General features: G+C 72.8%; 20 protein-coding genes. 7 read left to right on the top strand and 13 right to left on the bottom strand.

Annotation, left to right across the window (positions count from 1 at the left end):
- Positions 1-308 precede the first annotated feature (308 nt).
- The 4 genes from ABZ990_RS19850 to ABZ990_RS19835 form a co-directional block, all read right to left on the bottom strand.
- Positions 309-1,772 (bottom strand): bifunctional RNase H/acid phosphatase, encoded by a 1,464-nt coding sequence (locus tag ABZ990_RS19850; protein WP_361232846.1) that lies wholly within the window; start codon positions 1,770-1,772, stop codon positions 309-311.
- A gap of 40 nt (positions 1,773-1,812) precedes the next feature.
- Positions 1,813-2,556 carry a C4-type zinc ribbon domain-containing protein gene (locus ABZ990_RS19845; RefSeq protein ID WP_361233026.1) on the bottom strand — a complete coding sequence of 248 codons (744 nt, stop codon included), beginning with the start codon at positions 2,554-2,556 and terminating at the stop codon, positions 1,813-1,815.
- Complete coding sequence (locus ABZ990_RS19840) at positions 2,553-3,371, bottom strand: Nif3-like dinuclear metal center hexameric protein (RefSeq protein WP_361232843.1); 819 nt, start codon at positions 3,369-3,371, stop codon at positions 2,553-2,555. Before ABZ990_RS19840 ends, ABZ990_RS19845 begins: the two co-directional genes overlap by 4 nt.
- Before the next feature lie 262 nt (positions 3,372-3,633).
- Positions 3,634-4,683: an iron-siderophore ABC transporter substrate-binding protein gene (locus ABZ990_RS19835; protein WP_361232840.1), complete on the bottom strand. Its 1,050-nt coding sequence runs from the start codon at positions 4,681-4,683 to the stop codon at positions 3,634-3,636.
- Positions 4,684-5,127: 444 nt separating this feature from the next.
- On the opposite strand from ABZ990_RS19835, the gene ABZ990_RS19830 reads away from it, so the two are divergent.
- Positions 5,128-6,399, top strand: coding sequence for a hypothetical protein (locus ABZ990_RS19830; protein WP_361233023.1), 1,272 nt, complete (start codon positions 5,128-5,130; stop codon positions 6,397-6,399).
- 49 nt (positions 6,400-6,448) lie between these two features.
- Positions 6,449-6,571, top strand: a complete 123-nt coding sequence (locus ABZ990_RS19825) for a hypothetical protein (RefSeq protein ID WP_361232837.1) — start codon at positions 6,449-6,451, stop codon at positions 6,569-6,571.
- A 262-nt stretch (positions 6,572-6,833) separates the two neighbouring features.
- Here ABZ990_RS19825 and ABZ990_RS19820 read toward each other — a convergent pair whose 3' ends face one another.
- From ABZ990_RS19820 to ABZ990_RS19810, 3 genes are all read right to left on the bottom strand, one after another.
- Positions 6,834-7,814 carry a 3-oxoacyl-ACP reductase gene (locus tag ABZ990_RS19820; protein ID WP_361232834.1) on the bottom strand — a complete coding sequence of 327 codons (981 nt, stop codon included), beginning with the start codon at positions 7,812-7,814 and terminating at the stop codon, positions 6,834-6,836.
- 290 nt (positions 7,815-8,104) lie between these two features.
- A complete protein-coding gene (locus ABZ990_RS19815) occupies positions 8,105-9,202 on the bottom strand; it encodes a Zn-dependent alcohol dehydrogenase (RefSeq protein WP_361232832.1) in 1,098 nt (365 codons plus the stop codon).
- Between the two features lie 135 nt (positions 9,203-9,337).
- The gene (locus ABZ990_RS19810) at positions 9,338-10,261 is read right to left on the bottom strand and encodes a MaoC/PaaZ C-terminal domain-containing protein (protein WP_361232829.1); all 924 of its coding nucleotides are present in this window, start codon (positions 10,259-10,261) and stop codon (positions 9,338-9,340) included.
- A gap of 374 nt (positions 10,262-10,635) precedes the next feature.
- Between ABZ990_RS19810 and ABZ990_RS19805 the strand changes: the two genes are divergently transcribed.
- From ABZ990_RS19805 to ABZ990_RS19790, 4 genes are all read left to right on the top strand, one after another.
- Positions 10,636-11,625 (top strand): ABC transporter ATP-binding protein, encoded by a 990-nt coding sequence (locus ABZ990_RS19805; RefSeq protein WP_361232826.1) that lies wholly within the window; start codon positions 10,636-10,638, stop codon positions 11,623-11,625.
- Positions 11,625-12,344, top strand: coding sequence for an ABC transporter permease (locus ABZ990_RS19800; RefSeq protein ID WP_361233020.1), 720 nt, complete (start codon positions 11,625-11,627; stop codon positions 12,342-12,344). Before ABZ990_RS19805 ends, ABZ990_RS19800 begins: the two co-directional genes overlap by 1 nt.
- Before the next feature lie 40 nt (positions 12,345-12,384).
- Positions 12,385-13,605 carry a sensor histidine kinase gene (locus ABZ990_RS19795; protein ID WP_361232823.1) on the top strand — a complete coding sequence of 407 codons (1,221 nt, stop codon included), beginning with the start codon at positions 12,385-12,387 and terminating at the stop codon, positions 13,603-13,605.
- A gap of 126 nt (positions 13,606-13,731) precedes the next feature.
- Positions 13,732-14,364: a response regulator transcription factor gene (locus tag ABZ990_RS19790; protein WP_361233017.1), complete on the top strand. Its 633-nt coding sequence runs from the start codon at positions 13,732-13,734 to the stop codon at positions 14,362-14,364.
- 48 nt (positions 14,365-14,412) lie between these two features.
- Here ABZ990_RS19790 and ABZ990_RS19785 read toward each other — a convergent pair whose 3' ends face one another.
- The 6 genes from ABZ990_RS19785 to ABZ990_RS19760 all read right to left on the bottom strand — a co-directional run bounded on the left by ABZ990_RS19785 (position 14,413) and on the right by ABZ990_RS19760 (position 21,273).
- Positions 14,413-14,919, bottom strand: a complete 507-nt coding sequence (locus tag ABZ990_RS19785) for a hypothetical protein (protein WP_361232820.1) — start codon at positions 14,917-14,919, stop codon at positions 14,413-14,415.
- A gap of 52 nt (positions 14,920-14,971) precedes the next feature.
- A complete protein-coding gene (locus ABZ990_RS19780) occupies positions 14,972-16,447 on the bottom strand; it encodes an MFS transporter (protein ID WP_361232817.1) in 1,476 nt (491 codons plus the stop codon).
- A 77-nt stretch (positions 16,448-16,524) separates the two neighbouring features.
- The gene (locus tag ABZ990_RS19775) at positions 16,525-17,715 is read right to left on the bottom strand and encodes a Nonspecific lipid-transfer protein (protein ID WP_361232814.1); all 1,191 of its coding nucleotides are present in this window, start codon (positions 17,713-17,715) and stop codon (positions 16,525-16,527) included.
- 86 nt (positions 17,716-17,801) lie between these two features.
- Positions 17,802-20,033 (bottom strand): acyl-CoA dehydrogenase, encoded by a 2,232-nt coding sequence (locus tag ABZ990_RS19770; protein ID WP_361232811.1) that lies wholly within the window; start codon positions 20,031-20,033, stop codon positions 17,802-17,804.
- Positions 20,034-20,195: 162 nt separating this feature from the next.
- A complete protein-coding gene (locus ABZ990_RS19765) occupies positions 20,196-20,462 on the bottom strand; it encodes a DUF397 domain-containing protein (RefSeq protein WP_361232808.1) in 267 nt (88 codons plus the stop codon).
- Positions 20,422-21,273 carry a helix-turn-helix transcriptional regulator gene (locus ABZ990_RS19760; protein WP_361232805.1) on the bottom strand — a complete coding sequence of 284 codons (852 nt, stop codon included), beginning with the start codon at positions 21,271-21,273 and terminating at the stop codon, positions 20,422-20,424. The genes ABZ990_RS19765 and ABZ990_RS19760 overlap by 41 nt, the downstream gene beginning before the upstream one ends.
- 273 nt (positions 21,274-21,546) lie before the next feature.
- On the opposite strand from ABZ990_RS19760, the gene ABZ990_RS19755 reads away from it, so the two are divergent.
- Positions 21,547-22,185: a class I SAM-dependent methyltransferase gene (locus ABZ990_RS19755; protein ID WP_361232803.1), complete on the top strand. Its 639-nt coding sequence runs from the start codon at positions 21,547-21,549 to the stop codon at positions 22,183-22,185.
- Positions 22,186-22,449 lie beyond the last annotated feature (264 nt).

Genomic DNA, 22,449 nt, shown 5'->3' with positions numbered 1-22,449 from the left:
CGGCACCCACCCCCCACCCCACTCAAGCGGACGGGGTGCGGGGCGGTGCGCGCGAGACGACGACGGGAGCGGGGGCCGGGAAGGGGGCCGTGTTCGAAACGTAAAGCGTGATTTGTGGCGCGGAAAAAGAGACGCCTCACGCGCTACAAAGGGCTCCGCGCCGTAAATCATGCAGTGCAGAACACGAGCCCCCGGACCGGCCCCCGCGCACCCACCACGAACCCCCAGCGCACCGCCCCAGCACCCCGAACGCGCCCCCACGCCACGCCACCACCACGCCACGCCCACCCGCACAACGCAGCGCAGCGTCAGCGCAAGTGCGACGTGTCGTTCAGCAGCCGCACCGACGCGTTGCCGTCCGCGTAATACGCCACGGCCGAGATCGACGCCGCGGAGAGTTCCATCCGGAACAGCGACTCGGGCGGCGCTCCGAGGGCGAGTCGGACCAGGGTCTTGATGGGGGTCACATGGGTGACGAGCAGGACCGTGCGGCCCGCGTACGCGGCGGTGAGCCGGTCGCGGGTGGTGGCGACGCGGCGGGCGACGGTGGCGAAGCTTTCGCCGCCGCCGGTGGGCGCGGCCTTCGGGGAGGCGAGCCAGGCGTCGAGGTCGTCGGGGTGGCGTTCGCGGACCTCGGCGAAGGTGAGGCCTTCCCAGACGCCGAAGTCGGTTTCGCGGAGTCCGTGGTCGACGTGGACGTCGAGGCCGAGGCGGGTGGCGACGGCCTGGGCGGTCTGGAGGCAGCGGGTCAGCGGGGAGCTGACGACGGCCTGGATGGTGCCGCGTGCGGCGAGTGCGCTGGCCACGGCTTCCGCTTGGCGCAGTCCGGCGGGCGAGAGTTCGGGGTCGGCGCCGCCGCTGCCGGAGAACCGCTTCTCGGGGGTGAGCGCGGTTTCGCCGTGCCGCAGCAGGACGAAGGTGGCGGGCGCGCCCATGTCGGGACCGGCCCAGCCCCGGGCGCCGGAGGCCCCGGCCGCGGGAGCGGACTCGGAGGTGACGGGGGCGCTCTCGGGGTGGGCGGCCTCGGCCTCGAAGTCGCCCGTGGCCGTCTCGCGGTCCCTGGTGGCCGCGGTGGCGAGGGAGGCGCGGGCCTGCGCGGCGAGGGCTTCGTCGGGCGGGAACAGCCCGTCGTCGGCAAGGCCGGCAGGGCCGGTGGAGCCGGCGGTGGACGACCCCGCGCCCGCACGCGACGAGCCCGCACCCGACAAGCCGGCGCCCAGCGACCCCGCACCCGCCAGCGCCGCGCGCGCCTTCGCCGCGCCGGCGGTCGCGTCGCCCGCGGCCTTGCGGGCCGCGGCCAGGTCGGCGGTGTGGTCGATCGCGGCGGTCGACCCGGCGGGGCTCCACTGCTCGCCGCGCCGTCCCGCGTCCATCGCCTCGTTGGCGAGCCGGTCGGCGTGCTTGTTGCGCTCGCGCGGGATCCACTCGTAGCGGACCCGGCCGGGCGGATAGATCCGCGCGGCCTCGGCGGCGAGCGGCTTCATGTCGGGGTGCTTGATCTTCCAGCGCCCCGACATCTGCTCGACGACCAGTTTGGAGTCCATGCGGACATGGACGTCGGCGTCGGGGAACAGGTCGATCGCGGCCCGCAGCCCGGCGACGAGGCCCTTGTACTCGGCCACGTTGTTGGTCGCCACGCCGATGAACTCGGCGCGCTCCGCGAGCGTCTCACCCGTCACCGGATCGAGGACGACGGCGCCGTATCCGGCGGGTCCCGGGTTGCCCCGGGAGCCGCCGTCGGCCTCCACGATCAGCTCGCGTGGCGTGGTCATCGCAGGCAGTCCCCGTTTTCTCCGAGCCGGGCGGGCCGGACTACAGGCCGGACTCGGAGGTGCGGACGAGGATCCGGCCGCAGTTCTCGCAGCGGACGACCTCGTTGGTCGCGGCGGACCGGACCTCGTTGAGCTCGGCGATGTTGAACTCGATGTGGCAGCCCTCGCAGCGGCGCTGGTAGAGCCGGGCCGCGCCGACGCCGCCCTGCTGGGCGCGCAGCCGCTCGTAGAGCTTCATCAGGTCGGCCGGGACGGAGCCGGCGACGAGCTCGCGCTCCTTGGTGACCGTGGCGGCGTCGGCGTCGAGCGCGCCCTGGGCGGTGTCGCGGCGCGCGGTGGCGTCGTCGGCCTTGGCCTGGACGGCGGAGACCCGGCCGGTCAGCTCGGCGACCCGCTCCTGGGCGGACTCGCGGCGCTCCATGACCTCCAGGACGATCTCCTCCAGGTCGCCCTGGCGGCGGGCGAGAGAGGCGATCTCGCGCTGGAGGCTCTCCAGGTCCTTCGGGGAGGAGACGGCGCCGGAGTCGAGGCGCTGCTGGTCGCGGGCGGCGCGCTGGCGCACCTGGTCGACGTCCTGCTCGGCCTTGGTCTGCTCGCGGGCGCAGTCGCTGTCCTCGGTCTGCGCGGCGACGAGCAGGTCGCGCAGCTGGGTGAGGTCCTTGGTCAGCGACTCGATCTCGGCGTGCTCGGGCAGCGACTTGCGCTTGTGCGCGAGCTGCTGGAGGCGCACGTCCAGGGCCTGGACGTCGAGAAGTCGGATCTGGTCGGCGGGCGCGGCGTTCAGTTGGGGGCTCCAGAAGAAGTGTGGTGGGAGGACCAGGGGTCGGTGACCGTCTTCGAGACGTGGACGCGCAGGTCCCAGCCGTGACGGTCGGAGATCGTGTCGAGCTGGGCGGCGGCCTGCTCGCACCAGGGCCATTCGGTGGCCCAGTGGGCGGCGTCGACGAGCCCGAGGGGGGAGTGCTGGGTGGCCTCGGAGACGGGGTGGTGGCGCAGGTCGGCGGTGAGGAACGCGTCCACACCGGCGGCCCGCACGGCGTCGAAGAGGCTGTCGCCGGAGCCGCCGCTGACGGCGACCCGGCGCAGGGTCATGCCGGGGTCGCCGGCCACCCGGATGCCCTGCGCGGTGGCGGGCAGCCGCTTGGCGGCGCGGGCGGCGAACTCGGCGAGCGTCTCGGGATGGTCCAGTTCGCAGATCCGGCCGAGGTTGTTCTCGGGGACGAGCGGACCGGTGACGCGCAGGTCGAGCGCGCCGGCCAGGGCGTCGGAGACGCCGGGGTCGGCGGTGTCGGCGTTGGTGTGCGCCACGTGCAGGGCGATGTCGTGCTTGATCAGCGTGTGCACGACGCGGCCCTTGAAGTGGGAGGCGGCGACGGTCGTCGTCCCCCGCAGATAGAGCGGGTGGTGGGTGACGAGGAGGTCGGCGCCGAGCCGGATCGCCTCGTCGGCGACCTCCTGGACGGGGTCGACGGCGAACAGGACACGGCGGACCTCGGCGTCGGGGTCGCCGCAGACGGTGCCGACGGCATCCCACTGCTCGGCCCGCTCGGGCGGCCAGAGGGCGTCGAGCGCGGCGATGACTTCAGACAGACGGGGCACGGAGGAAAGGCTACCTGCCCGCCGCGCTCCGCCGTCCTGGCCTGTGGACAAGTGGGCGGGGCGCCGCGCTCCGCCCTGTGGACGACACGCCCGCCGGGGGCCGCGCGCGGCGCCCGTACACCGTACGTCTCGCGCTGTACGGCGTAGGGCGCAACCCGTACGCCGTAGGGCGCGCCCCCGGCCCCGTACCGCCGCGTCCCGTACGCCGTAGGGCGTGCCCCCTACGCCGTACGGCGGCGCCCGGGGCCGTACCCCCCGCCCCCTACTTCTCGACCAGGTCCGCCCGGAGGTCGTCGAGGACGGAGAACGCCGCCGTGACGCCGAGGCCCAGGTACCAGGTCTCGTCCGGGACGTCCTTGGCCTGGCCGGCCTTGACCGCCTTGAGGTTCTTCCAGAGCGGGTTGGCCTGGGCGGTGTCGCGCTTGGTCGCCTTGGCGTCGCCGTACACGCCGGTGAAGATCCAGTCGCCGTCGGCCTCGTCGATCTTCTCCGGGCTGACCTCGACCGCCAGATCGTCCACCTGCTGGTTGGCCGGCCGGGGCAGGCCGGCGTCCTGGAGGATGGTGCCGATGAAGGATGCCTTCGCGTAGAGGCGGATCTTGCCCGGGAGGTAGCGGACCATCGAGATGGTCGGCTTGTTCGGGCCGATGTCCTCGCCGAGTGCGCGCGCCTTGGTCTCGTACGAGGAGAGCAGGGACTTCGCCTGGGCGGTCTTGTCGAGGGCGGCGGCGTTGAGCAGGTAGTTCTCCTTCCAGGTGAAGCCCGGACGGATGGAGAACACGGTCGGCGCGATCTTCGACAGCGCGTCGTACTTGTCGGCGGCGCGCAGCTGGCTGCCGAGGATGAGGTCGGGCTGGAGGTTGGCGATGGCCTCCAGGTTGAGGTTGTTGATGGTGCCGACGGACTTCGGGGTGCCGGCGTCCTTCTTCAGGTAGCCGGGGATGCCGTCGTCGCCTTCGGAGGGGGCGTAGCCGACGGGCTTGATGCCGAGGGAGACGACGTTGTCAAGTTCGCCGACGTCGAGGACGACGACTCGCTGGGGCGCGGCCGGGATCTCGGTGCTGCCGAGGGCGTGGGTGACGGTCCGCGGGAACTGACCGGCCTTGGCGTCCGTCCCCATGGCGGCCGTCTTGGCGGCGGCGTCGCCGAAGTCCTTGCCGCCGACGGCGACGTCCTTCTTCTTGTCGCTCTCGCCGCTCTTGTCCGCACCGGCGCCCTGCGCGCCGTCACCGCCTCCGCCACAGGCCGTGAGGGTGAGCGCGGCGGCGAGAGCGAGGGCGGCGGCAGCGGTGCCGCGACGGCGGAGGGACATGACGGGTCTCCTGTCACGTGCGGGCGGAAAGACGGAGGGCCGGGAGGGCGGAGGGAACGGGACGGGCCCGAGGGGCCGAAACGGCTGAAATGACCGAATCGGCTTGACCGGTACCACTCGACGCCCCTCGCCGAGCCCGTCGACTCAACTTAGGTTCGCCTTACCTTACCCACGTCTCCTCGCGTCAGCACAACCCACCCGCATCCCTCAGCCGAATCCGCCCACGGTCATCCTTTGAGGTGAAGTGGCCCGCCGCGTGTTGTTCGGCTGGAAGTGCGAAAACTAGCTTCGTGGGCCGGAGGTGACGACTCGATGACCACACCGACGGCGACGACAGCGACAACGGCGGCGGCAGCGACAGCGACGGCAGCGATGCCGGTGCGGGCCGGGGTGACGGTGCCGCAGGCGGCGGCACGGACGGCGGCGCGGACGGCGGCGGACCCGATGGCGGCCCGCACCGCCGGGCCGCCCGCGCGAGGGTTCGCGATCACCGCGAACGGCGCCTACGCGGCACGGCTCGGCGGCGCGGAGGACTCCCCGTACGCGGAGCGGTGGACGCTGGACGGGCCCGAGCCGTACGCGGTCCCGCTGCCGCTCGCCCGGCCCGAGGCGCCGGGCACGCCCCTGCAGCCGCTCGCGGACGGCCGGGTGCTCGTGCAGCGCCGGGTGGACGGGACGCGGCACACGTTCTCGCTGCTGTACCCGACCGGGCCGGGGACCGGCGAGCTGCCGCTCGGCGCGGTCGAGGTGCCCGCGCCGGGCGCCCTGACCCTGCTGCCGCCGTCGCCGGACGGCGTCCGCGCGTACGCGATGCACACCGGCCCGGACACGACGACGCTGTGGCTGGTGGCGGGCGGAACGTTCGGGCCCGAGCGGGTCGCCGAGCTCAGGGGCCGCTGTACGGGCGGGGTGTGGCTGGACCGTACGGGCCGGATGCTGGCGCTCGACCGGCGCCTGGGCGACGGGCCGGTGAAGACGGTCACGGTCGATCTGGAGCGCGGCGGCGAGGTCACCCGGCTCCTGGAGATCACCCCGGAGAGCAACGACCGGCTGCTGCTCGCGGACGCCGACAGCGGACTGCTCGTCCTGCGTTCCGACGCGCCGTCACCAGGGCACGACCGGCTGGCCTGGGGCGTGCTCGGCAGCGCGCTGCCGGCGCGGTTCCCGGAGTGCCTGCGGCTCGACGACGCGGCCGTGACGCCGTTCGCGCTGCGGCCGGGGCAGGCGCTGCTCCCGGAGGAGTGCGGGGTCGCGCTGCGGATCGACGCGGCGGCGGGCAGCTGGGTCGGTCTGTGGCGGCCGAACGAGCGGCGGTTGCGGCACGCGGCCGCCCCTCGCGGCTGGCTGGCCGGATCGGGCCTGTGGACGGCCGAAGGAGTACTGCGCCTGCCGTACGTGACGGACGACACGCCCTGCGGCCTCGCCTCCCTGGCGGAGCCGGCCGCTCCTCCCGCGCCCCCGTCGGGACCCGGGGCCGGGGCGGGCGGGCAGCCGGGTGCCGGGCCGGACGGAGAAACGGTTCCGGAGCGTCGCGCGGGCGGGGAGCCGGGGGCTCCGGCGGGCCCGGGAGCGGCTCCCGGAGCGGGTCCCGGGTCCGGTCCGTGGCGGGGGCCCGGGCCGGAAACGGGAGTGGGGCCCGGGGCGGGCGAAGCGAAGGTGTGCCGTCCGGTTCCACTCCGCGATGCGCCGCTGACGGACCGCGAACCCGCTGGCTAGACTCACGGGCCGCACCAGCAAGAGCGACGCATACGGGGTGAGTTCCACCATGAGCAACACGGACGCGCAGGAGCCGAACGGCTCGGGCAAGCACCGCGGCCCGGCCGCACCGACGGAGGACTCCTCGTCCTCCGGGAGCGGCCGCCACCGGCGCGAACCCGAAACGCAGTAGAGGCACTGCCGACGGTCCTCGCGACCAACGGGAAAAGGGGCCCTGGGGCCGGTCGGACGACCGGCCCCAGGGCCTCTCTCGTACCTCTCCCGTGCCTCTCCCGGGCCTCTCTCGTGCCTTCGATCGCGGTCGGCCGTGAGGCGGGCGGACCCGGAAGTCCAGAGGTCCAAGGGCCCTCCAAGGCCAGGGGACCAGGGTTGTTTCCAGCCACCGCCCCGGCCTGTTCCTTGTCCGGGCCCGGCCGGGTCCTCCTCCGCCCCGATCAGCCTCTCTTCAGGCTCAGGACCTCCGCCGCCCCGAAGGTCTCCCCCGCCGGCCGGCCCGCGTAGTGCGGGGTGAGCAGAGCGTCCAGCTCCTCGTACGTGAACACGTCCTTGGCCGTGTCGAACTTGGCCGCCACCCGGGGCCGGTCGACGATCGCGACCATCCCGCCGTGGACGACGAACAGCTGACCGTTGACCCCGGCGGCGGCCGGTGCGGCGAGATAGCCGACGAGCGGCGCCACGTGCTCCGGGGCCAGCGGGTCCAGTTCTTCCTCGGACGCCGGTTCGGCGAACCCGGCGAAGACGTCCTCGGTCATCCGGGTGCGGGCCCGCGGGCAGATGGCGTTGACCGTGACGCCGTACCGGGCGAGGGCGAGGGCGCTGGAGGTGGTCAGACCGACGATGCCGCCCTTGGCGGCGGCGTAGTTGGGCTGTCCGGCCGAACCGGCGAGGTACGCCTCGGAGGAGGTGTTGACGATCCGCCCGAAGACACCGTCCTCGCCCGCCTTGGCGCGCTCGCGCCAGTGCGCGGCGGCGAAGCGCGTGGTGTTGAAGTGGCCCTTGAGGTGGACCCGTACGACCGAGTCCCACTCGTCCTCGCTCATCGAGAAGACCATCCGGTCGCGCAGGATGCCCGCGTTGTTGACCAGGACGTCCAGCTTGCCGAACTCGCGCACGGCCAGGCCGACCAGGGCACGCGCGGTCTCGAAGTCGGCGACGTCGCCGAGGTGGGCGACGGCCCGGCCGCCCGCCGCGCGGATCTCGGCGGCGACCTCCTCGGCGGGCGCGGCGGACGCCTCGCCCGAGCCGTCGCGGCCGGGCTGACCGTAGTCGTTGACGACGACGGCCGCGCCGAGCCGGGCCAGTTCGAGCGCCTCGGCCCGGCCGAGGCCCCGGCCGGCGCCGGTGACGATCGCGCTCAGCCCCGCCAGCGGCCGGGACGCCGGGGGCGGGGGCGGGGGCACAGGGGGCAGTGACATGGTTCGCGTCCTCTCCGGTGAAGCCTCGGAACCACTTCGGATCCGCTGCGGAACCACTCGGGAACCGGCTGCGGGCCGCTGCGGGTGTTGCCGGTGTCTCGCGCATTGCAGGCATTGCACGTATTGCGGACAGGTGCGTGCGGGGCCGCGATCGATCCCGCGGATATCAACGCGTGCGCTCGCGCTTCGGACACTGCGCGGACCGCCCGGGTGCCGGTACGGCTGTACCGGGCCGCACCGGGCGGACCCCGGGCCGCACCGGATCGCCTCCGCGCCGCCGCGCCGCCTGGTCAGATCTCGACGCAGGTGCGCAGCGCGGCGCCCGTCCGCATCTGCTCCAGCGCGTCGTTGATCCCGCTGAGCGGTACCCGGTGGGTGATCATCGAGGCCAGGTCGATCCGGCCGGCCCGCCAGAGCGCGATGGTTCGTTCGTACGAGCGGATCACGTCGCCGCCGCCGTACATCGACGGCAGGATCCGCTTCTCGTCGAAGAACAGCTCGAACATGTTGAGCTGGAGGAAGTCGTCGAGGGCGCCCGCGCCGACGACACAGAGGGTGCCGCCGCGCCGGGTGGTCTCGTACGCGGTGCGCGCGGTCGCGGACTTGCCGACGACCTCGAAGACGTAGTCGAAGCCCTCGCCGCCGGTGAGGCGCTGCCGGGCGTCGGCCAGGCCGTCGGGGGCGACAGCCTCGGTGGCGCCGAAGCCGAGGGCGGCCTCGCGGCGCGACGCGACCGGGTCGACGGCGACGATCCGCGCCGCGCCCTGGAGCCGGGCCCCCTGGATGGCGGAGATGCCGACGCCGCCGCAGCCGATGACCGCGACCGACGAACCGGCTTCCACCTTCGCGGTGTTGATCGCGGCGCCGAGACCCGTGGTGACCCCGCAGCCGATGAGCGCGGCGATGTCGAAGGGCACGTCGTCGGGGATCGGCACGGCGCAGCGCGCGTCGACGACGACCTCCTCGGCGAACGTGCCGGTACCGGCGAAGCCGAAGACGTCACCCACCCCGGCGGACGAACCACCGTCCGAACGGCGGAAGTTGGGGGTTCCGGCGTTCATGAATCCGGCGAGGCAGAGCTGGGTCTGCCCGCGCTTGCACGCGGGGCAGTTCCCGCACGCGGGCAGCCAGCACAGCACCACCCGCTGTCCGGCGGCGAGTCCGGCGACCCCGTCGCCGACCTCCAGGATCTCGCCCGCGCCCTCGTGTCCGGGGACGAAGGGCGCGGGCTGCGGCAGGACGCCGCTCATGGCGGAGACGTCGGAGTGGCACAGCCCGGTGGCCCGGATCCGGATCCGCACCTTCCAGGGGCCGAACCCCACCGCCTCGATGCCGTCGAGGACTTCGAGTTTGTCCTGTCCTATCTCGTGCAGTACGGCTGCGCGCATGGTGCGGCTCCCATCGGCCCGTGGCGGGCCCGAGACACTGCGAACGGCGAACGGCGAACGGCGAACGGCGAACGAAGGATGGCGAACGAAGGATCGCGGACGGTGCGGGGCGGAGGGGCGGTCCGGCCGCCGGGGTCAGGAGGGGTCGGCGATGGTCACGACGGTGTCGGCGAGTACGGGGGCGTCGTCGCGTTCCACGGCGGTGACGGTCACCTGCACCCGATCGACGCCCGCCTCCGTACCCGATTCCGCACCCGTACCCGATTCCGTGCCCGTGCCCGTACCCGCCAGGCGCCACATCCGGATACGGAGGGTCTCGCCGGGGAAGACGACGCCGGCGAAGCGGGTGCGGTAGCCGCGGACGCGGGTGACATCGCCGTCGAGGAGGGTGTCGACGACGGCCTTGAGGGTCATGCCGTACGAGCAGAGCCCATGCAGGATCGGCCGGTCGAAGCCCGCGAGCTTGGCGAACTCGGGGTCGGCGTGCAGCGGGTTCCAGTCGCCGGACAGCCGGTAGAGCAGGGCCTGCTCCTCGCGGATGGGCCGCTCCACGGTGGCGTCCGGCGCGCGGTCCGGGACGTCAAGGCGTTCGGAGGGGCCTCGGTCACCGCCCCAGCCGCCCTCGCCGCGGACGAAGATCCGGGCGTCGCTGGTCCACAGCGGCCCGTCCTCGTCGGCGGCCTCGGAGCGCAGCACGAGGACGGCGGCCTTGCCCTTGTCGTAGACGGCGGCGACCCGGGAGGTGGTGGCGGCCCGGCCGGCGACGGGCAGCGGGCGGTGCAGGGTGATCGACTGACCGCCGTGCAGTACGGCGGCCAGGTCGATGTCGATGCCCGGGGCGCCCAGTCCGCCGACGACGCCCATGCCGGCGCCCGCGACGGTGGCGAAGCTCGGCAGGACGTGGAGCCGGGATTCCAGGGTGTAGCGCAGCTCGTCGGGGTCGTTCGCGGGGACGCCCGCGCCGAGGCCGAGGTGGTAGAGCTGAACATCCTTGTGATCCCAGGCGATTTCCGAGCGTCCGGGCTCGGCGGCGACGGCCTTGGCGGCGTCAATGGGCATCGGGTCGCTACTCCTTGTGGCGATGGGGACCTCGGCGCGGTCGTCCGCACCGTCGACCGCGCCGAGGCCGTGCGGGAGCCGGTCCGGACCGCGTTCCCGTTCTAGAACGCGTTCTAGGGCGGCGATCCCATGTATAGCGGAGGGAGTTGACGAGGGGAACCCTCCTGACGCTACGTCAGATCCATGCCGGATCCGGGTCGGGCGCCTCCGCGGGCGGGCGGGGAGCCGTACCGTACGGGCCCACGGGCGCGGACGCGGCCCCGTACCGGACCCGCGTGCTCCGCCGGACCGCCCCTCACCCAGGACATTTGTCACGGCCAGGTCCGTACACCGGCGCCTGCCGGTGTCCTCCGCCGCTCCGTAGCGTCCTTGTCATGACGAACGAGCAAGCGTCCAGCATCCCCGCCGCCGACCGGGCCGGCCGCGCCGGCACCGCGGTCGCTTTCACCACCGTCACCAAGTCCTTCGGCGAGGTCCGCGCCGTGGACGGCATCGATCTGCGCATCGACCGAGGCGAGACCGTCGCCCTCCTCGGCCGCAACGGCGCCGGGAAGTCCACCACCATCAATCTGCTCCTCGGCCTCGACACCCCCGACAGCGGCCGGGTGCGCCTCTTCGAGGACGTTCCCGAGCGCGCGGTCGGCGCGGGCCGGGTGGGCGCCATGCTCCAGGACGGCCGTCCCGTGCCCCGGGTCACCATCCGCGAGCTGGTCGACTTCGTCACCCGTACGTATCCGAAGCCGCTGCCCGTCGACGAGGCCCTGGAGCTGGCCGGTCTCACCGACCTGGCCCACCGCCGTGCCGACCGGCTCTCCGGCGGCCAGGCCCAGCGCGTCCGCTTCGCCGTCGCGCTGGCCGGCAACCCCGAGCTGATCATCCTCGACGAGCCGACCGCCGCCCTCGACGTCGAGGCCCGCGAGGCCTTCTGGGACTCGATGCGCGGCTACGCCCGGCGCGGCAACACGGTCCTGTTCTCCACCCACTACCTGGAGGAGGCCGACGAGCACGCCGACCGCATCGTCGTGGTCGACTCCGGCCGGATCGTGGCCGACGGCACCGCCGAGGAGCTGAAGCGGGCCGCCGGCGGCACCACGGTCTCCTTCGACCTGGCCGGCGGCCCCTCCGAGGGCCTGGCCACGCTCCCCGGCGTCACCTCCGTCGAGATCCGCGGCGACCGCGCCCATCTGCGCAGCGCCGACTCCGACGCGACCGTCCTCGCGCTCGCGGCGCAAGGCGCCGTGCGCGGCCTCCAGGTCGCCCCGGTCTCCCTCAACGACGCCTTCCTCGCCCTCACCCGCGCGTCCGCCCAGGGCACCGCCCAGAGCACCGCCCAGGACGCCGTACCCCTGGAGACGAACCGATGATCACCGCGTACATCCGCCTCGAAGTCCGCCGCACCCTGCGCGATGTCGGTTTCGTCATCTCGTCCATCGGCGTGCCGGTCATGATGTATCTCCTCTTCACCAACCTCGGCGGGCAGAACGACTCCGCGTTCAAGACCGCCGCGATGATCGGCATGGCGGCGTACGGCGCGCTCGGCGCCGCCCTGTCGCTCGGCACCGGCGTCGCCGAGGACAAGTCCACCGGCTGGCTGCGCCAGTTGCGGGTCACCCCGATGACACCGCGCCAGGTCGTCGTCGGCCGGACCCTGACCGGCGGTGTCATCGTCCTGCCGGCCATCGTCGCCGTCCTGCTCGCGGGCGCCACCGTCAACGGCGTACGTCTGGACGCCTGGCAGTGGGCCGTCGTCGCCCTCACCCTGTGGGCGGGCTCGCTGCCCTTCACCCTCCTCGGACTCGGCAACGGCTACCGGCTCACCAGCCAGTCGGCCGGAGCCGTCAACGTGGCCTGCAACCTGGGGCTCGCGGTCGTCGGCGGTCTGTGGTTCCCGGTCGACCTGTTCCCCGGCTGGCTGCGCTCCCTCTCCGCGTACACCCCCACCTACCGCTTCTCCGAACTGGGCCGCGCGATCACCGAGGGCTCGGCGCCCGGCCTCGCGACCCTCGCGATCCTGGTGGCGTGGGCCGCGCTGTTCGGCCTGTACGCGGCCGTCTCGTACCGTCGTTCGGCACGGACCGTCTGACCGGCGGTCGGGGAACGAGGGGCGAGGGACGGGGACACCGATGGCACGAGGAGAATTCCGGCGGCGCCGCGCCGAGAGCAGGCGCGGCGGCCGTCCGACCGGACTCAGTCTGATCCCCTGGCTGTTGCTGGGTCTGGGCGCACTGTCCCACCTGGTCTCGGGCGAGGCGCCGAACCCCTGGATCGGCGGCCTCGGGCTGCTGGCCTTCAACTCCCTCTACATCGCGGTCGTCATCCGCGCCTTCGACGCGCGCACCCGCGAGAAGCCGCTCACCTGGTGGCTGCTCACCGCGCTCGGCGCCCTCACCTTCGGGCTCGTCCTCGGGTACGGCGAGTCCTGGCTGCTGCTCTTCCCGCTGCTCGGCCTCGCGGTCGGGGCGGTCGTACGGCGCGGCCGGAAGCTCCGGCTGATCGTCATCCCGCTGCTCGCGGCGGTGGCGGGGGCGACGTTCGCGAAGGCCGACTGGGGCTCGATCGGGGTCGTGTACGGCACCTTCATCTCGATCCTGGTGACGTCGGCCATCCTCACCCTGGACGAGACGGTCGACCAACTGCGCAAGACCCGTGAGGAACTGGCCCGTTCGGCGGTCGAGAAGGAACGGCTGCGCTTCTCCCGCGACTTGCACGACCTGCTGGGCCACACCCTGTCCGTGATCGTCGTGAAGTCGGAGGCGGCCCGGCGGCTCGCCCCGCGCGACCTGGACGCGGCGCTGGCGCAGATCACGGACATCGAGTCGGTCGGCCGGCAGGCGCTGACCGAGATCCGCGAGGCCGTCACCGGCTATCGCGAGGGCAGCCTGACCACCGAACTGGACCGCGCCCGGGACCTGTTGTCGTCGGCCGGAATCGAGCCGGTGGTCCGTCAATCGGGCCCGCCGCTGGAGCCGCAGACCGAGGCGCTGCTGGGGTGGGTGGTCCGCGAGTCGTCCACGAACGCCGTACGGCACAGTGGCGCGACCCGCTGCGCGATAGAGATCGGCGGCGGCCCGGAACGCGTCCGGCTGACCGTCACCGACAACGGCACGGGCCGGTCGGCGGGCACGGACACCCCCGGCAGCGGCCTGAAGGGCCTGCGCGAACGCCTCGTCGCGGCCGGTGGCACCTTCACTTCGGGTCCGCTTCCGCAGCGGGGGTTCCGGGTGACGGCCGAACTTCCGGTGGAGGCCGTGGAATCCGCCGAGGACGAAGGGCCCGGCACCGGCTCTCGATCCGCCCCCGTGTCCGCCCCCTGCTCCCGGTCCGGGCCGGACGACTGCCCGTAGGGAACGACCGACCGGCAGCCTGCGGGCGGGGAGGTTGCCGGAAACGGCAGCTCGGCTGGGACGCGGGACGGGAGTGAGAGCGGGGCGCCGCCGCGCCTTCGTCCTACCCTGGTGTCCGTGAACGAGATGCCGCAGGACCAGCGCCCGGCGCGCTGCACGAGGGTCCTCCTCGCCGAGGACCAGGGCATGATGCGCGGCGCGCTCGCGCTGCTGCTCGGGATGGAGCCGGACATCGAGGTGGTCGCCCAGGTGGGGCGGGGCGACCAGATCGTGGAGGCGGCACTGACCGCCCGGCCGGACATCGCCCTGCTCGACATCGAGCTGCCGGGCCGTTCGGGCCTGGACGCGGCGGCGGACCTGCGGGACGAGGTGCCCGACTGCCGGGTCCTCATCCTCACCACCTTCGGCCGGCCGGGCTATCTGCGCCGGGCGATGGAGGCGGGGGCGGTCGGCTTCCTGGTGAAGGACGGGCCGGTGGAGGAGCTGGCCGAGGCGATCCGCAAGGCCCTGCGCGGCGAGACGGTCATCGACCCGGCCCTGGCCGCCGCAGCCCTCAGCGCGGGCCCCAACCCCCTGACGGCCCGCGAACGCGACGCCCTCGGCGCCTCCGTCGACGGCGCGACGATCGCGGACATCGCGGCGAAGCTCCACCTCTCGGAGTCCACGGTCCGCAACTACCTCTCGTCGGCCATCGGCAAGACGGGCACCCGCAACCGCATGGAGGCGGTCCGGGCGGCCCGCCGCCAGGGCTGGCTCTGAGCTCCGCGCCGCCGCCGTCCGGGGAGGTCGCGGGATGGGACCGTGAGGCTACGCCTCACCCTCCAGCCAACGTTCGAATGGTGCGACCTCCGACAGTTCGGAGTCGATCGCCTTCAACCCCCGGGCGAAGTCCATGGCCAGTTTCGAGAGCATCGCGACCAGCTCACTTCGCGCGATGCTCTCGCGCTCGGGGTCGGGAACCCAGCTGGTTCGCGATGCACAGTGGATCACTACGCGATCTCCGCTGGGCCGGAAGGTCAAGGTCCTCTCGATGCCCTGCGAGTAGAGGTCCACCTCCACTTCGCGGCCGTTGCGCATACCTGCCAGAAGCGTCGGAAGCTGCTCCATGAAGACGGACAGGTCATACGCGACATCGAGCGGCCACTCACCGTTCCCGAAGCCGCCCATGTGAAATGTGCTGCCGCCGGCGTCGGAGAGGGCGCCGCACGCCTCCATGACAAGGGTCTCGTAGTCGTCACCCGACTCCAGGCTCGCTGCGGCAGGAGCGACAGCTCCTGACGAACCGGTCGGATCGAACGACACGGAGAAGGTCATCTCCCCCGCCTCCTCGTTCCGGTCATCGCTCTCCACAACGCCGCCTGCCCGCTCACGCCTTGTGGTCCGACTTGGGCAGCCAGATCGCCATCACCACGGCCGTCGCCAGCAGGACGCCCACCGCCACGCGGAAGGCGGTGGCGTAGCCGGCGGTGAGGGCCTCGGGGGTGGTGGAGCCCTGGGTGACCGAGGCGGCGACCGTGGAGAGGGCCGCGAGGCCGAGGGCGCCGCCCATGGTGCGGGAGGTGTTCATGAGGCCGGAGGCGAGGCCGGCGTCGGCCGCCGGGACGTTGCCGGTGGCGAGGACGACGAGAGGGGTCGTAGCGAGGCCCATGCCGAACATCATGAGGATGCCGGGCAGCAGGATCGCCGTGACGTACGTGCCGCCGGCCGTCATCGTCGACTGCCAGCCGTAGCCGACCGTGGCGATCAGCACGCCGAGCGCGGCGACCTTGCGGGCGCCGAGGCGGGGCAGCAGGCGCGGGGCCAGTTTGGAGCCGGCGATGATGCTGACGGAGCTGGGGACGAAGGCGAGTCCGGCGATCAGCGGCGGGTAGCCGAGGACGTTCTGGGCGTAGAGCGTCATGAAGAACCAGGTACTGAAGGAGGACAGGCCGCACATCAGGATCGCGGTGTTGGCGGCCGACACCACGCGGGTACGGAAGATCCGCAGCGGCATCAGCGGCTCGGCCGTGCGCGCCTCGACGGCGACGAAGGCCGCGAGCAGCAGCAGTCCGGCGGCGAGCGGGCCCAGGGTCGCGGGGGCGGTCCAGCCGGACTCCTCGGTCTGGACGATGCCGTACGCGAGAGTCGCGAGGCCCGCCGTGACGAGCACCGCGCCCGGCAGGTCGAGCCGGCGGCGGCCGGCGGCGGTCCGGCCCTCGGTGAGCCAGCGCAGCGCGCCGGCAAGGACGAGGACGCCGACGGGCACGTTGATGAGGAGCACCCAGCGCCAGGACAGCAGGTCCACCAGGACGCCGCCCACGAAGCCGCCCGCGGCGCCGCCGGCCGCGCCGACCGCCGTCCAGGTGCCGACGGCGCGGGTACGGGCGGGGCCGGCCGGGACGGCGCCGGTGACGAGGGTGAGCGAGGCCGGGGACAGGACGGCCGCCCCGAGGCCCTGTACGGCGCGCGCGGCGAGCAACTGGCCGCCCTCCTGGGCGAGTCCACCCGCCAGCGAGGCGACGGTGAAGAGCGCGAGCCCGACCAGGAACATGCGTTTACGGCCGAAGAGGTCGGCCGCGCGCCCGCCGAGCAGCATGAAGCCGGCGAACGCGATCGAGTACACGTTCACGACCCACTGCAGTCCGGTCGCGGACAGTCCCAGCGTCTCCCGCATCGACGGGAGCGCCACGTTCACCACGGACACGTCGAGCACGACGAGGAACTGGCCCGCGCTGGAGACGAGGACCACCAGCCAGAGGCTGAGGGGCGCGGGCAGGGCGGATAGGGGGGCGGAGGCTGCGGAGTCGGGGCCGGTGGGGGACTCGGGGCCGGTGTCGGAGCCTGTTCGCGGCGAATGCGGCATGACCGTCATGGTCGCATCCGTATACAACCCCGTACATCGCTTATCCGGGCCAGGTGAGGGTGGCCCCCGGACAGCCCCTACCGCCGGAGCAGGGTCACCACGGCGGCACCGCCGAGGCCGATGTTGTGCGCGAGGCCCACCGACGCCCCGGCGACCTGGCGTTCGCCCCCCTCGCCCCGGAGCTGCCAGACCAGTTCGGCCGCCTGCGCGAGACCGGTGGCACCCAGAGGGTGGCCCTTGGAGATGAGTCCGCCCGACGGGTTCACGACCCAGCGGCCGCCGTACGTCGTCGCGCCCGACTCCACGAGCTTGCCGGAGGCGCCGTCCTCGCACATGCCCAACGCCTCGTATGTCAGAAGCTCGTTGATGGAGAAGCAGTCGTGGAGTTCGACGACGTCGACGTCCTCGATGCCGAGCCCGGACGTCTCGTACACCTGGAGGGCCGCCTCGCGCGACATGGGCCGGCCGACGACGTCGATGCAGGAGCCCGAGGCGAACGTCTCCTCCGTGTCGGTGGTCATCGCCTGGGCGGCGATCTCCACCGACCGTTCGCCCAACCCATGGGCGTCCACGAAGCGTTCGGAGACGACGAGCGCGGCGGCGGCACCGTCGGAGGTCGGGGAGCACTGGAGACGGGTGAGAGGGGCGTGGACGGTCTTGGCGGCCATGATCTCCTCGACCGTGTACACGTCCCGGAACTGGGCGCGGGGGTTGCGGGCGGAGTGACGGTGGTTCTTGACGGCTACGGCGGCGAGTTGGGCCTCGGTCGTGCCGTACCGCTCCATGTGCTCACGGGCCGCGTTGCCGAAGATCTGGGCGGTGGGCGGGGTCGCCGCGAAGCCGTGGCGGGCGGCCATGACACCGTAATGCCGGGCCACGGGCGAGGACTTGAGGTCCGCGCCGCCCGCGCTCCCGCCGCCCAGCGCGCCCCGGCTCATCTTCTCGAAGCCGAGCGCCAGGACGCAGTCGGCCGCTCCGCCCGCCACGAACTGCCGGGCCATCATCAGTGCCGTCGAGCCGGTCGCGCAGTTGTTGTTGACGTTGTAGACGGGAACGCCGGTGAGCCCGAGCCCGTAGACGGCGCGCTGCCCGGCTGCGGAGGGCTGGAAGCAGTAGCCGGCCGCGACCTGCTGGACCCGCTCGTACGGGATGCCCGCGTCGGCCAGCGCGGCGGCGCCGGCCTCCTTCGCCATGTCCCCGTAGCTCCAGTCCCGGGTCTCCGGCTTCTCGAACTTCGTCATGCCGACACCCACGATGTACGTCTTCACGGCGTTTCCTCTCGGCTCGGTCGCGGTCGCGCTTCTCGGATCCGGGCCCCGAATCGCGGTGGCCGGCGGGGGCGGGGTGCCCGGTGTCAGTCCCTGGGCAGGCCGAGCAGTCGCTCGGCGATGACGTTGAGCTGCACCTGGGTCGTACCGCCCGCGATCGTCAGGCAGCGCGACATCAGCAGTTGGTGCACCGCCCGCTTCCCGGGCCCTTCCGTCAACGCACCCTCGGGACCGAGGAGTTCGAGGACGAGTTCGGCTACCTTCTGCTGGTGCCCGGTCTGGACGAGCTTGCGGACGCTCGCGCCCGGCCCGGGCTCCAGGCCGGAGACCTGGCTCAGGGTGGTCCGCAGCCCGATGCAGGCGAGGGCGTGCGCCTCGGCGACGAGGGCGCCGATCCGGGCCCGTACCGCGTCGTCGGCGCCTCCGGCGGCGGCGAGCAGCGCTTCGAGGCCCAGGTCGAAGGTGGCCTGGTCGGCCATGTGGACGCGTTCGTCACCGAGGGTGTGGAGGGCGACCCGCCAGCCGTCGGTCGCCCCGCCGACGACGGCGTCGGCGGGCAGGACGGCGCCGTCGAACCACACCTCGTTGAACAGCGCGTCCCCGGTGATCTCGGTCAGCGGGCGGATGGTGATGCCGGGGGTGCGGCGCATGTCGACGAGGAAGTAGCCGAGCCCCCGGTGTTTGGGCGCCTCGGGGTCGGTCCGGGCGAGGAGGATGCCGAAGTCGGCTTCGCGGGCGCTGCTCGTCCACACCTTCTGTCCGGTGATCCGCCAGGATCCGTCCTCGGTCTGTTCGGCGCGGGTGCGGAGGGAAGCCAGGTCGGAGCCGGCCTCGGGTTCGGAGAAGAGCTGGCACCACTGCCGTTCGCCGCGCAGGGTGGGCCCGAGGTGCTGTTCCCGCTGGGCGGGCGTGCCGTAGGCGAGGAGCGAGGGCACCACCCAGGTCGCGATGGACAACGGGCTGAGGGTGACGCCGAGTTCCGCCATCTCCCGTTGTACGGCGAGCTGCCGTACCGGCCCGGCGCCGAGCCCGTACGGCGGGGGAAGATGCGGCGCGGCGTACCCGGTCCCGGCCAGCAGCCGACGCGCCTCGCGCGGATCCGATCCGACGGCGACGGAGAGTGCCGCCCTGGCCTGCTTCCTGAACTCCTCACCCTCTGGCGGGAGTTCGATACGCATGTCGCGTCGCGTTCCCTTGGTCACGGCGTGGCGTACGGCGGCGAGGCGGTGGGCGTCGCCCGGGCCGAGGAGCTGGCGGGCGACCAGGGCGCGCCGCAGGACGAGGTGGGCGTCGTGTTCCCAGGTGAAGCCGATGCCGCCGAGTACCTGGATGCAGTCCTTGGCGCAGCCGTACGCGGTGTCCAGCGCGGCCCCGGCGGCGAGCGCGGCGGTGTACGCGCGGACGTCGGCCCCCTCACCCCGGGCGGCCCGGGCCGCGTCCCACACCAGCGCGCGGGCCTGTTCGAGCCGGACGAGCATGTCGGCGCATAAGTGCTTGATCCCCTGGAACTGCCCGATGGGTCGCCCGAACTGCACGCGTGTGCGGGCGTGTTCAGCGGCTGTTTCGAGGGCGCGGGCGGCCACCCCGCACGCTTCGGCCGCGAGGAGGACGGCGGCGAGGTCGCGTACGAGTGCGGTGTCGACGGCTTCGAGCACCCGCTCGTTCGACACGAACACCCCGTCGGCGACGACTTCACCGGTCGGCCGGACCGGGTCGGCGCTGTCGTGTGGCCGTACGGCGAGCGTGTCGGCGTCCACCGCGAGCCAGACCGTTCCGCCGCGCGGTGTGCGGGCCGCGAGGATCAGCAGATCGGCGTGGGCCGCGCCGAGCACGGGCGGGGCGACACCGTCGAGGACCAGGCCATCGAGGGCCAGGCCATCGAGAACCAGACCGTCGAGGAGCGGACCGTCGGCGGTGCGGGAGGGTGCGGCGACCAGGCTGCCGGGGCCGAAGGCGACGGCCCCGATCCGCTCCCCGGCCGCGAGCGCGGCCACCTCCTCGCCGCGCCCGGCCCGGTGCAGCAGCTCGGCGGCGAGCACGGTCCCGGTGTAGGGCCCGGGCAGCAGCGCCCGCCCGGTCTCCTCCAGGACGACGGCGAGATCGACCAGGTCGCCGCCGCCCCCTCCCCCATGCTCCTCGGGCAGGTGGATGCCGAGCAACCCCTGCGCGACGGCGCCGTCCCAGTGGGCGGGGCGGCCGACGGCGAGGGCGAAATCGTCAAGGTGCCTGCGGACTTCTTCGCGGGGGACGGCGCGGGCGAGCCAGCCGCGGACGGATCGGGCGAGCTCCCGCTGTTCCTGCGTGATGGCGATGCCCATGGCCCGCAGATTAGAACACGTTCCAATCTGATGGAAGGTCAGATGTGGTGCGGAGTAAGCGATCCGGACAACGGGACATCGCAGAGATCTCAGCAGAGGGGCAGGGGCGGGGTCACGCGCGGGCACCCGGCCGGCGTGGGCCCCGGGGCCAGCAGGAAGGATTCAGCCGACGGCGCCCTCGGCGACCGCCGTCACGAAGGTCACGAAGGTCACGAACGCATCCGGAGAGACACGAACGACCGGACCCGACAGATCCTTCGAGTCCCGGACGGCGATCTCCCCCGCGCGAAAGGCGACTTCGACGCACTGGCCACCCGTGTCACCGCTGTGCGACGACGTGCGCCAGGCGGTCCCTCCGGGCGGCACGCACACGACGCGGTGCGAGGACTCACGCCGATTCGCTCCCGCGAGGTGCGGTTCGGCCGCCATAGCGCTCCTCCATCACCCGGGCGATCAGTGCGGCTGAACTCTCCACGGAGAGGGCGGCGGCCTGGAGATGGTCGTAACGGATCAGACCCTCCCGGACGGCCGCCGGATCGGCGGTCATGCGCCCCTGCATGAAGTCCTCCGTGTAGACCACGTCGGGGTCGTCCTCGAAGCGCAGGATGTTGAAGGCGCCCAGCATGCCCGTGTGGGCCCCCGCCGAGAACGGAAGGATCTGGATCTTCACCCACTCCCGTCTCTGCATCTCCAGCAGACGGGCGAGTTGGCCCCGCATCACCTCGCGCCCGCCGACCTCCTGGCAGAGCACGGCCTCGCTCATGACCACCCAGAGCACCGGCGGGGTGTCGCGCTCCAGGATCCGCTGCCGTTCCAGCCGGGCCGCGACCTTGGTGTCCAGGTCATCGCCCTCATGGCGGGCGCTGAGGATCTCCCGTGCGTACTCCGGAGTCTGGAGCAGCCCGTCGATCAACGTGGTCTGGAACGACTGGATGTACATCGCCCGCGCTTCCATGTCCGCGTAGGGCTGGAACCAGTTCGGGAGCTGGCTGCGCAGGACCAGGCCGATGAGGCGGGTGAACTGGCCACCCGTCATCAGCGCGGCGTCGAGCTGTTCCGAGAAGCGGCGGGTGGGCACCTTCTTCGCCGTCTCGATCTGGCCGATGAGAGAAGCCGTGCAGAAGAGGATGTCCCCCAACTGCTGTTGGCTGAGCTTTGCCTCCTCCCGCAGGCGCCGCAGTTCGAAACCGTAGTAGTCCAGCGGCGACGCACTGGGATCGAGGCTACGGATGTTGGCCATGCCGAGGCACCCCCAAGCTCACGCTTGCAAGCGTTACTTCTGGTTCGTCGCCGAGCGTAGTGGCGGTATTCCGCTCCGATGGCGTGAATCACACAGCAGAACCCTTTCCAGTGGATAACGGCACAAGCTGCCGGATGGGGTTCACCGTGGGTGAGAAGGCAGGGGAAGGAGGGAGGGGGAGGAGGGAGGGGGAGGAGGGGATGTGGTTCGGGTGCGGCGCGTAAGGCACGATGGGCGCTCGTACCGCGTACTCGCCAGTAGGAGGACCCGCCCATGCCCGCCGCCGAGCCCACCCCCGAGATCCTCGCCGCCTTCGAGGCCGCGAAGGGCTTCATGCCGGTCAAGGAAGGGCTCGCCCTGTACGCGGCGGCAGCCGAGGCGGCGCGGCTCGGGCTGCCCCTCCTTGAGGTCGGCACCTACTGCGGGCGGTCGACGATCCTGCTCGCGGACGTGGCGCGGGCGGCGGGCACGGTCGCGCTGACCGTCGACCACCACCGGGGCAGCGAGGAGCAGCAGCCGGGCTGGGAGTACCACGACCCGACCGTCGTCGACCCCGAGGTCGGCCTCATGGACACCCTCCCGACCTTCCGGCGCACCCTGCGCAAGGCCGGCCTGGAGGACCACGTCGTCGCCCTCGTGGGCCGTTCGCCGCAGGTCGCGGCCGTGTGGGCGGGCCCGCTCGGCTTCGTCTTCATCGACGGCGGCCACACCGACGAGCACGCCACCAACGACTACGAGGGCTGGGCCCCCAAGGTCGCTCCCGGCGGTCTGCTCGTCATCCACGACGTCTTCCCGGACCCGGCGGACGGCGGCCAGGCGCCATTCCGGATCTACCTCCGGGCCCTGGAGTCCGGGGACTTCGAGGAGATCTCGGTGACGGACTCGCTGCGGGTGCTGCGCCGGAAGGGATGAGGGAAGTCCCCGCTCGGGCGGGGTGCACTCGCTGAACCCATGGTGGCCCATCCACTGGTCGGGGCCATCCCCGCTCGCGCGGGGCCTCGGCCTCCCCACTCCCCCGGAGACCGACCGGCGCCCGCCTCACCCCGCACCAACCAGACGGGGTGAGGCGGGCGACCGGCCTCTAGGGCGTGTTTCGAAAGTCCCTCCTGGCCCGCGACGCCTGGCACGCCCGCTCGCTGCGTTGTCGGAGTCATCCAAGTACGCCCAGTACGAGGA

Origin of the sequence: Streptomyces sp. NPDC046203, from assembly GCF_040646255.1 — a bacterium.
Taxonomy (GTDB): domain Bacteria; phylum Actinomycetota; class Actinomycetes; order Streptomycetales; family Streptomycetaceae; genus Streptomyces.
Note: the sequence above shows the minus strand (reverse complement) of the source record. Positions and strands in the feature narration are given on the sequence as shown.